This window comes from Arthrobacter sp. H20 (assembly GCF_000520515.1).
In the GTDB taxonomy this organism is placed as follows: Bacteria; Actinomycetota; Actinomycetes; order Actinomycetales; family Micrococcaceae; genus Arthrobacter_D.
In genome coordinates this window covers 39,895-52,498 of the sequence record NZ_KI914715.1, presented here as the reverse complement: position 1 = coordinate 52,498, position 12,604 = coordinate 39,895, and the positions used below count along the sequence as shown (strand labels likewise).

General features: G+C 62.6%; 13 protein-coding genes. 7 read left to right on the top strand and 6 right to left on the bottom strand.

The features are described from left to right. Positions 1-930 (bottom strand): mechanosensitive ion channel family protein (locus Y703_RS17940; RefSeq protein ID WP_253907933.1); only part of this gene is annotated, 930 nt, incomplete at its 3' end. 243 nt (positions 931-1,173) lie between these two features. Between Y703_RS17940 and Y703_RS0104440 the strand changes: the two genes are divergently transcribed. Together Y703_RS0104440 and Y703_RS0104435 are read left to right on the top strand one after the other, a co-directional pair. Continuing rightward, a complete protein-coding gene (locus Y703_RS0104440) occupies positions 1,174-1,875 on the top strand; it encodes an endonuclease/exonuclease/phosphatase family protein (RefSeq protein WP_035763858.1) in 702 nt (233 codons plus the stop codon). Between the two features lie 160 nt (positions 1,876-2,035). Continuing rightward, positions 2,036-3,400, top strand: a complete 1,365-nt coding sequence (locus Y703_RS0104435; protein WP_026551744.1) for an FAD-binding oxidoreductase — start codon at positions 2,036-2,038, stop codon at positions 3,398-3,400. 24 nt (positions 3,401-3,424) lie between these two features. On the opposite strand, the gene Y703_RS0104430 is transcribed toward Y703_RS0104435, so the two are convergent. The 3 genes from Y703_RS0104430 to Y703_RS17935 form a co-directional block, all read right to left on the bottom strand. Further along, complete coding sequence (locus Y703_RS0104430; RefSeq protein ID WP_026551743.1) at positions 3,425-3,877, bottom strand: HEAT repeat domain-containing protein; 453 nt, start codon at positions 3,875-3,877, stop codon at positions 3,425-3,427. 9 nt (positions 3,878-3,886) lie between these two features. Beyond that, positions 3,887-4,684, bottom strand: coding sequence for a DUF8189 domain-containing protein (locus Y703_RS0104425; protein ID WP_026551742.1), 798 nt, complete (start codon positions 4,682-4,684; stop codon positions 3,887-3,889). 174 nt (positions 4,685-4,858) lie between these two features. Next, on the bottom strand, positions 4,859-6,697 hold the full coding sequence (locus Y703_RS17935) for an L-lactate permease (protein ID WP_081743388.1): 1,839 nt from the start codon (positions 6,695-6,697) through the stop codon (positions 4,859-4,861). A gap of 284 nt (positions 6,698-6,981) precedes the next feature. On the opposite strand from Y703_RS17935, the gene Y703_RS21920 reads away from it, so the two are divergent. The 4 genes from Y703_RS21920 (at position 6,982) to Y703_RS0104400 (ending at position 9,443) form a co-directional block, all read left to right on the top strand. Beyond that, positions 6,982-7,131: a hypothetical protein gene (locus Y703_RS21920; protein WP_155849401.1), complete on the top strand. Its 150-nt coding sequence runs from the start codon at positions 6,982-6,984 to the stop codon at positions 7,129-7,131. Next, a complete protein-coding gene (locus tag Y703_RS0104410; protein WP_253907932.1) occupies positions 7,128-7,832 on the top strand; it encodes a class I SAM-dependent methyltransferase in 705 nt (234 codons plus the stop codon). The genes Y703_RS21920 and Y703_RS0104410 overlap by 4 nt, the downstream gene beginning before the upstream one ends. A 97-nt stretch (positions 7,833-7,929) precedes the next feature. Then, positions 7,930-8,508 carry a DoxX family protein gene (locus Y703_RS0104405; protein WP_026551740.1) on the top strand — a complete coding sequence of 193 codons (579 nt, stop codon included), beginning with the start codon at positions 7,930-7,932 and terminating at the stop codon, positions 8,506-8,508. A gap of 92 nt (positions 8,509-8,600) precedes the next feature. Continuing rightward, positions 8,601-9,443, top strand: coding sequence for an HNH endonuclease (locus Y703_RS0104400; protein ID WP_035763829.1), 843 nt, complete (start codon positions 8,601-8,603; stop codon positions 9,441-9,443). Positions 9,444-9,453: 10 nt separating this feature from the next. Here the strand turns inward: Y703_RS0104400 and Y703_RS20695 are convergent, their stop codons facing one another. Together Y703_RS20695 and Y703_RS0104385 are read right to left on the bottom strand one after the other, a co-directional pair. Then, positions 9,454-10,437, bottom strand: coding sequence for a nuclease-related domain-containing protein (locus Y703_RS20695; RefSeq protein ID WP_162148863.1), 984 nt, complete (start codon positions 10,435-10,437; stop codon positions 9,454-9,456). Between the two features lie 605 nt (positions 10,438-11,042). Further along, positions 11,043-11,378: an ArsR/SmtB family transcription factor gene (locus Y703_RS0104385; protein WP_026551738.1), complete on the bottom strand. Its 336-nt coding sequence runs from the start codon at positions 11,376-11,378 to the stop codon at positions 11,043-11,045. A gap of 105 nt (positions 11,379-11,483) precedes the next feature. Here Y703_RS0104385 and Y703_RS0104380 point away from each other — a divergent pair, with 105 nt between their 5' ends. Continuing rightward, positions 11,484-12,572 carry an alkene reductase gene (locus Y703_RS0104380; protein ID WP_035763827.1) on the top strand — a complete coding sequence of 363 codons (1,089 nt, stop codon included), beginning with the start codon at positions 11,484-11,486 and terminating at the stop codon, positions 12,570-12,572. Positions 12,573-12,604: the final 32 nt, after the last annotated feature.

Below are 12,604 nucleotides of genomic sequence, written 5' to 3'. Positions count from 1 at the left end.
CACAGCGTCGGGGCTGGTGTCTGCGTTCACATCGTCAATGGCATCGTTGTCTTCCGACCCGCTGATCGGTTGCTCAGCCCGCGTGCCGGCCCCAGCCAGGGTGGCGCTTTCGCCGAGTCCCAGTGCGCGGCGGGCATCATCGTCGCTCAGCCCGAATAGCGTCTTGACGTGCAGATCGCGCTGCGGGAACGGGATCTCGATGCTGTGCGCCTGCAAGGCGGAGTGCAGCGCCCAGTTATAGGCGGCGGCCACGGCAACGGGCTTCTTGGTTGCCTCCGGGTTGAGCCAGATGACGAGTTCAAAGTTCAGCGAGCTCTTATCAAATTCGCTCAGCCAGACTTGTGGCCGCTTGGGGCCGTCGAGGTGAAGAGTGAACGGTACGGCCGCGGCTGCTTCGAGGGCCGCCTTCTTCACCACGTTCTTGTCGGTACCGTAGGCGACCCCGAATGGTACGCGGAGGCGCCGCAGCACGTCGCGGTGAGTCCAGTTCACTACGCGGCCGGCAACAAATTCGGAGTTCGGAACCAGGATGTCGATGTTGTCGTTGGTGACGATCGTCGTAGCCCGGATCTTGATGTCGCGTACCTCGCCGGTCACGCCGGATTCGAGCTCGACAAAATCGCCGATCTTCAGCGACTTATCAATCAGCAGCACGATCCCCGAGATAAAGTTGCTGAAGAGCGTCTGCAGCCCAAAACCCAGGCCGACCCCGACGGCGCCAGCGAGCACAGCGAAGTCGCTTAGCGGCACCCCGAGCGCCGAGATGGCCAGGAAGAAGCCGACAGCCAGAACCGTGTAGGCGACCAGCCGCGACAGCGTGTACCACGTTGAGATATGGGTGCTCTGTTGGGTTCGAGAGCGGCGCAGAATGATCGTGCGCAGCACGAACGCGATCAGGCTGGCCGCGACGAGAATGCCGATAGCGGTCACTACTTCGATCACTGTGATCGGCGCTCCGAACGCTGCTACCGCGGCACTGGCTCGGTTGTTTTCCATGGGCCGAGCCAAGCACAGCATGCCCGGATGCGAGGAAGGCGCGCCGTGACCGTTCGGGCGCCATGTTCAATCCGTGTCCAGCGATCTACCGACCAGAACATCAGGAGCTCTGTCTTGCCTGTCGCCCACGTGTGTACAATAAACCTGCTGCCAGAGGGAATGAGAGGTGATCACCTGATACGGGCCATCAGTTACAACCTGCGGGAACATCAGGCCAGCGACGAGCTGGAGGATCTGGTGCAGGCGTACGGCGTTGATCTCCTGTGCCTTCAGGAGTGCGATGCTTCCGATCTGCCGGCTACCGTCGGCGATCTCAAGCTGGCGATTGCCACCCAGGAAAACCGGCTTGGGCTTGCCCTCTACTTTCGGGAAGAGCGATTCACCGCGCTGGATTCCAGGGCCATGTCGCTCAAGAAGTCCCTCCACGACCGTGTTCTCACCCCCGCGCATGAGCGTTTGATCGGCCTCCAGCTGACTGACAACGAGACCAAGCACGACCTCGTTGTTGGATCCTTCCATGCCGCTCCGCTGACGGCGTCGAACTCACTTCGCCGCAAGCAGATCCATGCCTCGCACGCTGAACTTCTGGGGATGGGCAATGGATTTGCGACGCTCATGGTGGGCGATTTCAACTATCCGTTCTTCACCCAGCGCCTCACCAGGCATATGAAGGACTCCGGATACGACCTGTCGCTGAGCGACTTTCGGACCTACACCCGCTACCGGGTCTTCCGGGGACACTTCGACTTCGCGACCTCCAGGGGGCTGGACATCCAAAGCGTGGAGACCCTGCCCCGCGGGGCCTCCGACCACCTTCCCATCCTGGTTCGGGCCGAATACAGCCCGGCTGAGAGCCTGGACCCGGTTGCTGCTGCATAGCGACGGCTTTTCCACGGCATTCCATGACACGGCGTTCCATTGACCCATCCGCCCGGACCCCCTAGGATTTTATCCAATCAGCAGAAGTGTTATTCCACTATGCGATATTTGCTTTGTGGTTTCGATACCGCTGATCCGTATAACAAAGGGGTTCTGCGAGATGTCACTGCACACCGGTACCACGCAAGCTGTTCTGGACGGGTCTAGATCCTTCTCGGTCTCCGAGGCCGATCGGCTCAGCGCGAGCACCGATCGATCCGGCTACGTTGCGGAGTCGCTGCCTGACGGTGTGGTCTTCGCCGAGACAGCCGGCGACGTCGTCACCACCATGCGCCTGGCCGCCGCCCACCGCACCCCCATAGTCACCCGGGGTGCTGGCACCGGACTCGCGGCAGGCTCTTCGGCACGAGCCGGCGAAGTGGTTCTCGACGTCTCCCGGATGAAAAAAATCCTCCGTATCGACCCAGTGGAGCAGCTCGCCGTCGTCGAGCCTGGAGTCTTGAACGCGGAGCTGAACGCTGCCGCCGGTGAGTACGGCCTGTTCTACGCGCCGGACCCGGCGAGCACCGCCATCTGCTCCATCGGTGGCAACGTAGCCACCAATGCCGGCGGCATGCGGTGCGCCAAGTACGGTGTCACCCGCGAGGCGGTGCTCTCCCTGAACGTGGTGCTCGCCGACGGGCGCGAGCTGAAAACAGGCCGCGAAACCATCAAGGGTGTCTCCGGTTATGACCTCAATGCGCTGATCGTCGGTTCCGAGGGAACCCTCGGCGTCGTCACTGAGGCTACCCTGCGGCTCCGCCCCCTCCCGGTGGCAACGGCGACCGTGGCAGCGTTCTTCTCCGACTTCGCGACGGCGGCTCGGGCGGCATCGGCGGTCATAGCGTCCCGGATCCAGCCCTCCATGCTGGAGCTGATCGATGGGCAGACGCTTGAAGCCATCGACATGGCGATGGGCACCAGCTACCGGTCACAGGGCGGCGCGTTCCTGCTGGCGCAGACCGACGGCTACGGCGCCCACCTTGAACAGGATGTGCTGATCGAAGCGATCAAACCGTTCGCCACCTCCATTGAGAAGGCCGACGACGACGAACACGCCGCCCAACTGATCACCGCCCGCCGCGAAGCCATTCCCTGCCTGGAAAAGCTGGGCCGGGTGTCCATCGGCGATATCGGCGTCCCACGGGGCCGCCTGGCCGAGGTAGCGGTTGGTTTGAAGGAAATTTCCGAGCGCACCGGGGTGCGGATCTACTCGGTAGTCCACGCGTCGGACGGCAACCTGCACCCGATGCTCGTCCTGGACCCTAGCGACTCAGTCACTGAAGGTCCCGCGAAGGTAGCGCTGGGAGAGATGTTCTACCTCGCGAAGAGCCTCGGCGGCACCCTGACCGGCGAACACGGCGTCGGACTCCTCAAGCGCGACTGGCTCCTGCCGGAGCTGGGCGAGGTGTCCCTCGACGTCATGCGCTCCATCAAGGACGCACTCGACCCCCACTGCCTCCTCAACCCCGGCAAGGCCATTTAGGAAGTAACTGGCCAAGCAGAAACTCTAGCGGAGTCGGCCAAGGGCTTCAGCGGCTATTTCCCGCAGTGCGGGGTCGGACGAGTTCTCCGAAACTTCCGCCACTTTGTCACGTACCTCTGGCGAGAGCCCGGCAGACACCGACCTGAGGGCGACCTTCTGGACTCCCTGGTCATCATCAAGCATCAGGCTGCCCAGCACCCGGCTTGCCGAGGAAGGCGGCAACAGTGCCGCTGCCTGGGCCGCGGCCACGCGGACCCGGGCATCGCCGTTGGTAGCCGCTGCGGCCACGATGTCCGCCGACTGTTCGCCTTCGATGGCACCAGCAAGATAGGCGGCCTTAGCGGCCAGGCCTGGTTCCGCCTCCTGGACCAGTGTCATCAGGTGTGGGAGGGCATCAGGGCCAAGTCGCGAGGCTTCAGGGTAATCCACCTCGTCCGGGTCCAGGGCCCTGCGGACATCTTCCATAGTCACTGACATGGCGCTCTCCTAGACGTTCACTGTTAGTGCGCTGTTGTTCAGGGTAGTGCTTTCCGCCGCATCGAGATCCGGCGGCGCATTGGTAATGTTCCACGTGCCGCCGCCCATCATCAACCGATCCGTCGGCGTTACGTGGGGCAGTCCCATCACATGGCCCACTTCATGGCCGAGTGTCCAACTGCTGGCGGTGGACGTCACCGCACAGCTGGGGCGGCCAGCAGGAAAGGCGGCGCAGCCGTTAGATGGCGGATTGGTGCTACGGACAAAATATACCGCGACGTGGTCGCCCCCGACGTTGATCCGATTGCCGTAGAGCTGGTTCTGCTCGGCGGTGGTCGTGCCCATCGTGCAGCCGCCAACGTCCAGATCCGTCAGCAGCGGCAGGTTCAGGTTCTCAGTTGAGCCAACCGATACGTTGATGCCACGGCTGGCATAAACCGTGCGCATCGCCTGGACCATCTGATCCACCGTGAAACTGGTCGGCGCCGTCAGGATCTTCAGATGCAGTATGACTGTGGGGACGAGGGTCCACGCCTTGGACCAGACGCTGCCATCGGTGCCTCGAACGAACACGTGCTCATGCTCCTGGCCCATGGTGTCCGAAGCTGGATCCGAGGCAAGTACGCCCCCGTCGTCATGTCGGCCCCAGTCGTGCCAGGAACCATTCCAGAAACCTTTTTGCCACAGGGCGTTGTCCGCTCCACGGACATAGATGTTGCAGACGGAATCGTTGCGCGAAACGATCGACGGGGCCCCAGCGAACCCGCCGACCGGGGCGCCATGGTTGAACCAACCCGACCAGGTCATGGGAAATCCTCCAATGTCTGAAGCTGCGGTCCCCGACGTACCGTGGGACGGCTCCGCCCCGAGTCATGGCGAAACTGGTTTAGTGTGGACCCGGTGGCGTTACCGCGGCGTTACTGGTTCCGTTCCGATCCACGGATCTCCCAGGCAGCGCCCCTTCTTCAGTGCAGGATGCCGCTAGGCGCGGTCCCTCCGATCAGCATCGGCGTCGTCAGTGTCCGCATCGTCATGGTTCGTGACCCGCGAGAGCGCCTCCTTGCCCTGGAATCGCATCATCCACCGGGTCAGGAAGACCAGCCCGATGATCAGCGCGACCAGCACAATGGTGCCAAGGTTGAACCCGAGGCCGAAGATGAAGAGCGATGCCACAGCGCCGGCAGCCAAACAGTAGTACACCGTCACGAGGATGGTCTTGCGCAGCAGGTCACCCTCACGCCCCAACAACCCGACGGTCGCGGAGGCGGCCACGATGTTGTGGATCGCGATCGGATTACCGCCGGCGCCACCGACCGCCTGCGCGGCGACTACCTGCTCCGGTGGGACACCGATGGCCACGCCTGTGGAGAACTGGAACTGGGCGAAGGTCAGATTCGAGACGGTGTTCGACCCGGCCACGAATGCCCCCAGCGCGCCGATGAAGGGGGCGATAACGGGCCAGGAGACACCTGAGATCGCCGCAGCGCCCTCGGCCAAGGTGACCGGCATGCTGGACAGGCCCGACACGTTGAGATCCGGACCCGACTGGATCAGCACCCGCACCAACGGAACAGCAAACAGGAGGGCCACAGCCGTCCCAGCCAACTGTTTTCCTGACACCTTCAGCGTCTCGGCAATCTGCTTCCCATTCATCCGATGGATCAGATATCCGAAGACGGAAGCGAGGATCAACAGGAAGGCCGGCGAATAGAACGGCTGCACATTGGTGGTGATGCCGGTGCCCAGGATGTTCTCGAACGGAATTTGAATACCGGTCAGGAACTCTTTCACCGGCGCAATCACTCGGGTGCCCACCAGCAGCACCGCCATGAGCACGTACGGTGACCAGGCGCTGATGATGCTCATGTGGGTGCGGACGTCGGTCGCCTCGGACGGTTCGATGGTGCCCATCCAGCGATCGGACCAGGAGGATCGCGGACCGAAGTCAAACGTGTCCTTGGGCATCAGGAAGCCCTTGCTGGAGGTGAACATGACCAGCATCAGACCGATCAGCCCGCCGAAGAGCGACGGGAACTCCGGTCCGAGGACGCGGGCGACGATCACGGAGGGGACGGTCATAGCGAGCGACGCGTAAATTGCGAACGGCCAAACGGCAAGACCGTCGCGGAAACGCCGCTCCGGCCCGAAGAACCCGGTGAGCATGCAGACCAGGATCAGGGGAATCAGGATGCCCACAATCGCGTGAATGGCCGCCACCTGAAACCCGATGTTTGATACAAACTCCGGCATGGTTAGCCCAAGCACAGCGATGCGTTCCTCAACCGCCGGATCCCCGCCCAGCCCATTGGTCACACCGACGAGGATGGGTGTGCCGACCGCACCGAAGCTCACTGGCGTACTCTGAATGATCAGTCCCACCATGACGGCCGCCATGGCCGGGAAGCCCATCGCCAGGAGCAACGGTGCGACGACGGCGGCCGGGGTTCCAAACCCTGAGGCGCCCTCGATGAAGCTACCGAACAGCCAGCCGATAATGATCGCCTGCACCCGCCGGTCAGCTGAGATGTTGTTGAACCCCGCCCGAATGCTGGCCATGGCGCCGCCAATAGTGAGCGTCGAGAGCAGTAATAGCGCACCGAAAACGATATAGAGCAGCGTCGCCGCGACGATCAACCCTTCGAGGGATGCGGCGATGATGCCCGTGAACTCCATCTTCCAGACCAGCAACGCAACCAGCACAGCCAACACGTACCCAACGGGCATGGCGTATTTGGCGGGCCAGCGGAATCCCGCCAGCAATACTCCCACCACCAAAATTGGCAATAACGCCAATAGGCTTAACACAGCAAGATTGTCCATAATCCAGTCCCCTTTGACTGCGATTCGCGCACGAGTCCACCACTGTGTTTTCCACATTGTGGAATAAGTTTTCTGCTAGTGAATAAGACACTAGGTCCGACCACAGGCACAGTCAATGGTCGCCGACCATATCGGGGGTTCGACGGGCGGCTTTTACGACCAACGGTGGTCCCGCTAGCCGAGTACGAGATCCTGATCCCACAGCACTAAGCGCAGTTTGCCGTTGAGGACGCGGGGCTTTTCCACCCGCGAGGGCATGAAGGTGACTGGGCAACGCGGCGGACATGCAGATGCAGGTGCTCGCTTCAGCAGCTGATGGGTCCTGGACGGGTGCCATGATTAACATGAACCTCATGGAAGAGGAGATGCAGCGTGACCTCGCGGCGCACCGCAGCCTTGCCCAGTCCGACTCGACCTCAAAGGTGACCGCATGATGACTTCCCACGACCACCACACCCACGAAGCCCACTCGACCCATCAAGGCCACGGGGCCAACGAAGGGCATCAGGACAGCACCACCGAGTACGACCAGACCTACTGGGACACCTTCTACGATGAACGCCCTGCCATCTGGAGCGGTCAACCCAACCCGCAGCTAGTCACCGAGACGGCCGGTCTGACGCCGGGCACCGCGCTCGACGTCGGCAGCGGAGAGGGCGCCGACGCCATCTGGCTGGCTCGCCGGGGATGGAAGGTCACCGCCGTCGACATCTCCCAGGTTGCGCTCACCCGCGGCGCAGCAAATGCCGCGGCAGATGAAGAGTCAGCGGCCCTGATCACCTGGACCCGCCAGGACCTCCTGCAGTGGGCGCCGCCGGAATCCTCGTTCGATCTGATTTCGGCCCAGTTCATGCACCTGCCGAAAACGGAGCGCGAGCCCCTATTCACCCGGTTAGCGGCTGCGGTCACACCCGGTGGCACCCTGCTGGTTGTGGGACACCACCCATCCGACATGGAGTCAGGCGCTCATCGGCCACCCCGCCTTGATCTCTTTTACACCGCCGAAGAAATCGCCCTGCTGCTGGACCCGGAGCGGTGGGACCTGGTGACGGAGTCCCGTCAGCGAACCCAGGATCACGACGGCGAAACCGTCACCATCCACGACGCGGTGCTGCGGGCCCGTCGGGTGTCCTAACCCAACTGGTTTCTATCCCCCGGGAAGAAACTGGCCGACTGGTGCCTTATAGAAGGGGAGCTGTGCACAGCACAATCCCCCACCCCTAAGGAACTCCATGACGTATCAAGCACACACGCCTGTCGCCGCCACTGCCGCGCAGACTATCTTCCGGGTCGCCCTTGGCGGCGTCCTGGTGGCCCACGGTTCGCAGAAACTGTTCGGCTGGTTTGGCGGCGGAGGCATCGACGGCACCAGCAAGGGCATGGACGCCATGGGCTTCCGCCCGGCGAAGACCAGTGCTGTTCTCGCCGGTTTGGGCGAGGCCGGTGCGGGTCTAGCCCTCGCCGTCGGCCTTGGCACCCCTGTTGCCGGCGCTGCAGCGGCAACAACCATGGGAGTTGCTGCAAGTGTGCATACGCCGAACGGATTCTTCGCCACCGAGGGTGGCTTCGAGTACCCGGCGGTCCTCGGTATTGCCGCTGCATCCTTCGCCATAGCTGGAGCAGGCGCAGTCTCACTGGACTCGGCCACCGGTCATGTCCTTGACCGGCCGTGGATGCGGGCAGTGGCATTGACAGCCATCCCCGTGGCGATCGGCATCCAGTTGTACCGTCGTCGCCAGACCCTCGCCGCGGACGCCAAGACTGAATCCGCAAACACGCCGGTAGCCGAAGGCTCCACCGACCCCGCCTAACCAGCAGCCTCGGTTCCATACCTTCAGTGGCCGCGCATCGGGAGACCGGCGTGCGGCCGCTGGCTTTAACAGCCAGTGACACAATGAGTCCCATGACGGCAATCGTGCTCGGCTGGAACCCGGATCGGTGGGACGGTTGGCAATTCGCCTATACCCCGGTCCTCGACGTCCTGCATGACACCGGGTTCGCGTCGGTTCGCTGTCCCCTTTCGACGCACCTTGCCATTCCTGCTGGCACTGACGTGTGGCTCATCCTGCAGGGCGCCCATGAACGCGGCCTGCTAGGGCACGGTATTGCGACCACCGACACGTCAGCTGACCGATCCACCTCACAGGTCACCTTCGACGTCGACCTGCTCCTTCCCCGTGGCGAACACATTCCGGAGACGGCGCTACTCCACCGGGTGCCGGGACTGGATTGGGAGAGCAACCCGATTTCAGGAACTCTGCTCGCCACAAACGATGAACAAATGTTGCGCGCTGTGTGGGCCGACCATGCGCCGTCGTCGGAAATCGACCCAGTAGATCCGGTCCCCGGCACCCTTCCCGCCAGCGCTCTCACTCGGGTCTCGGTCAACCGCTACGAGCGTGATCCCGAGGCACGACGCCAGTGCATCGCTCACCAAGGGACCAGTTGCTCCGTCTGCCGGTTCAATTTTGAGGATGCCTACGGCGCGCTGGGGCACGGATTCATTCAGGTGCACCACATTGTGCCTGTTTCCCAGATCGACGCCGACTACGTGCTCGATCCCCTTACCGATCTGGTTCCGCTGTGCCCCAACTGTCATGCAATGGCGCACTCGCGCACGCCTGCCCCCTACTCGCCGGCCGAACTTCGTCGGCTCATCCGTGCCTCAACGCATATGGAGGGGACCGTTCTCAGCCCCGAGGAGCTGAGCGCCCAGGAGAATGCCGCCAGGATTCTCGGTACATAGTGGACCTCTGTTAACCGGTGCCTGGGCTCTCAGACTGGTTGCTAATCGTTGGACTGGGTTGCGGGACGGTGACGTTCACCTGACTCAGAGCATCAAGAATGCCCATCGCGAGGGTCAGCGCTAAAGCAATTGCCGCCAGCCGAGCCGATACTCCCAGACAACCTGGCCGTTTCCTCGCCTTGCGGGATCTGCCCGCTTGTCGGGCGGGTCCCCGATTCTGTCCTCGTCCACCGCCAGCAACTCCCCCAACCGGTGCGTTCAGTGTGGTCGTAGCGGCTTCGGGGCGACGGGTAGCTGCTCGGCGTTGATGCAGCATGGAGACACCTGCGTCAGCGGATCCGATACCGGCAGTCGTTAACAGCGTGGGGTTCGTGTCCCCACCAAGCAGACAATTCAGGTACTCATGGATCGCGGCGGCAAATTCGCGTTCAAGAACTGTTGGTAGGGCAAGGACTGACTGAGCAATGGTGTTGAGGCCTTCGACCCGCACTCCAGAAGCAGTCGTTGCCTTTAGCTCCGGTTGGCCGACCATACAGAGCCATGCCTGAACCAGTTGCCTATGCTGTGGTTCAAGCAAAGCGGCAATAGCGCTGGCTTGCTGAAGGGCAGCTGCCGACTCCCTCGCTCTTGCATAGCCGTTCTGGGACAGTTCACCCCGCCGCAGGAGGACGTCCCCACCCCAGTTCTTTGCGTCGATGACGAGCACTCCGCCGGGTCCTACTAGCACATGATCCAGGTTGGCTTTCGGTCTGCCCGGCCAGTGCAGGCCGTGCAGAATGAACCATCCCTGGGCCTCTAGCAGACCAAGGCGGTCGGCCACCAGCACTTCCCCTGTTGCTCCCGCGATCCAGGCCCGGTTAGTTCGCTCCGCATGGGCGACTTGCTTTTGCAGTCGATCGACCGCTTCGACGGCTTGAGCAAGCTCGCCTTTCAACCGTGTTACCCGTTCCGCCGCCCGGCGCGCTTGTTCAGCGGCACCTGCCCCAGCCGTCATTTCTGGCTCCCCCATCAGATCCTGCTGTCCAGCCTAAATCGGGCTGCCGCCGAAGCGGCACAGGATTCGCGCAGGAGAACGTCAGGAATTAAAACCGGACTTCACACCCTGCGGCGTACTATCCTGGCGCCATGGCCGAACTAAGGGGAACTGACTGGACGAACGCGGAAGTCAGTGCCGCGGTGGTCGAACCAAGGGGTCAATTGAATTCAAGCACCAGAATATCTCCGCGGTACTTATCGATGCCAAGGGTATTCCGATTGACGGGTACAAGCCGATGCGTAACGCACAGGATCACCTGCGTTCGACGGTCCCGCCCATCGGTCAGCCCTCGCCTACGAACGAAGGTTCTTCGAAGCCATGGGCAATCGGAAGCTGGCCGCGAAGGTGGAACACCTTTCCGCCACACGGGGTGACGGTACCGGCTTTGAGACCAATTCCATTAGTACCGCATATTTCAATTCGGGAAACCCGCCCTCGGTTTTTACAGCCTGACGGGGTCTCTTGAGGAAACCGCCCGGCTCGATCCGATCGTCTTCGAGGGTCGACCGGCGTAAAAACCCAGCTCTTCACTTCGCTCAACTGGGCTCGGCCGCGGGTGGACCCTAGCGCTCGTTCCGGACCGCCGACGACAGCACCGAGGCCAGCAGGCCCGGGAATACAGCGTCCAGGTCCTGCCGGCGGAGACTGTTCATTCGCGCCGTGCCCTCGTAGCGTTGCTGCACAATGCCTGCCTCACGGAGGACCCGAAAGTGGTGCGTGCTGGTCGACTTGGTGACCGGAAGGTGGAACGCACTGCAGGACAGCTCAACACCTGATTCAGCCAGGGTGGCCACGATGTCCAGCCGGAGCGGATCCGAGAGCGCCTGCAGCACCTCGGTGAGGCGGAATTCCGTAGCCAATGGGTGTCCCACCTGCCGCGGGAGAGGTTCAGCGGTCATCTCTGTGGTCCTTCGACGTCATGATTAGTACGATGAAAGTTGTACTAAGGGTTTCATCGTTGTACGTTTATTATCGTACCAATCATCCAACCGATAGGGGTAGCCATGGCTGACTCAACACTTTTCGACCCCGCAAACGTCGGGGGACTCCAGCTCGCCAACCGCGCCGTCATGGCGCCAATGACCCGCTCCCGGGCCGACGACGACGGCGTCCCCACCGACATGATGGCCACCTACTACGCGCAGCGCGCCTCAGCCGGACTGATCATCTCCGAGGGAACGCAGCCCAACGCCTTGGGCCAGGGCTACCCTTTCACACCAGGCCTCCACACCGCTGAGCAGGTTGCCGGCTGGCGTACCGTGACCGACGCCGTGCACGCCGAGGGCGGAAAGATCTTCGCCCAGATCATGCACACCGGTCGCATCGGCCACCCCAGCCTGCTGCCCGAGGGCCTTGTCCCGATGGCACCCTCTGCCGTGCTCCCCGCGGGACAGGTTTTCACCGCCGAAGGCATGCAGGACTTCGTGGTCCCCCGGGTCATGACGTTGACGGACATCGCCGACACCGTCGCCGATTACGCCACCGCCGCCCGCCTCGCCGTAGAAGCAGGGTTCGACGGCGTCGAGATCCACGGCGCCAACGGTTACCTCCCCCACCAGTTCCTTGCCAGCGGCACCAACGAACGAACCGACGAATACGGCGGCTCCCCAGTTGCCCGCACCCGCTTCCTCGTCGAAGTGATGCAGGCAGTCGTTGCAGCCATCGGCGCCGCTCGCGTTGGCTTCCGCCTCTCCCCCGGGAATGACTTCAACGACATCTTCGAGGACAACGTGCTGGAAACCTACACTGCACTGCTTGAGCAGCTGGTTCCACTCGGCCCGGCCTACCTCCACATCGTCGAAGCCCGCGAGGACGAGGTCAATGAGCGCATCCTCGACCTATGGGAAGGGACTCTTATCGTCAACCCGTCCCCTCTCGTCCAGAACCAGGATGCTGCGGACAAGGAACGTGCTGATGTGTGGCTGGCACGGGGCGCCGACCTCATTGCGTTCGGCCGCATGTTCATTGCCAACCCCGACTTCGTGGAGCGGCTCGCCACCGATGCGCCGCTCAACGAAGCTGATGGCAGCACCTTCTACGGCGGTACCGAGGTGGGCTACACCGACTACCCCACCCTCGTCACCAGCTCCTAGTACAGCGAACCCGGCCTGCCGACCGTCCCATA